Origin of the sequence: Gluconobacter sp. P5H9_a, assembly GCF_018812085.1 — a bacterium.
Taxonomy (GTDB): Bacteria; Pseudomonadota; Alphaproteobacteria; order Acetobacterales; family Acetobacteraceae; genus Gluconobacter.
Window position 1 is genome coordinate 1 of record NZ_JACRVW010000072.1, and the last position, 565, is coordinate 565.

Consider the following 565-nt stretch of genomic DNA (forward strand, 5'->3'; position numbering starts at 1 on the left):
CCGCCAGTAGCAGTGGACGGGTCAGCTTTCCGAGGTGAACGATAACCCGTTTCCGGGGTTCCCCTCAAGAGAAGAGGGCCAGTCCGAGTGAGGATAGACAGTGGCCATTACTTCCAAGACCTCCCGTCCCATGACAAAATGGCAGATTATCCGCCGGTTTCAGGCCATGCTTCGTCGTTTCCGGTCGGAAGGTAAGCTGACTCKTGGGGAAGCACATGCGCTGGCGGTTCTGCCGGAGTTCATGGGGGACGATGGGGCTATGTTCCCTAGTCACGAAGCAATGGCAGAGAAGTCAGGCGCCAGCCGCCGGACGGTTATCAATGCTCTGAATCGGGCCTATGCGCTCGGCAGCGTGAAGCACACGCCCCGCTATCAGTATGATCGCCAGCTTGGGAAGCGGGTGCGGACATCGAACGCATATGAGATCGTTCTGTCGGCACTCCAGCAGGTGGCGCAGGCGGCCCGGAACTTCATGCGGACAGTGCGTGCTCACCTAAGTGCAAGACCTGCACAGGAACGTCCTTCTAGTTCTTTTTTAAGACCTGAAAGAGTCTTTCAGCCCCCC

The 565-nt window shown here is 58.0% G+C and carries 1 protein-coding gene; it reads left to right on the plus strand.

Annotated elements, in window-relative coordinates; all coding sequences use genetic code 11:
* Window positions 1–100: 100 nt before the first annotated feature.
* On the plus strand, window positions 101–565 hold a 465-nt coding region (locus KP708_RS15530), incomplete at its 3' end, for a helix-turn-helix domain-containing protein (RefSeq protein ID WP_215757261.1).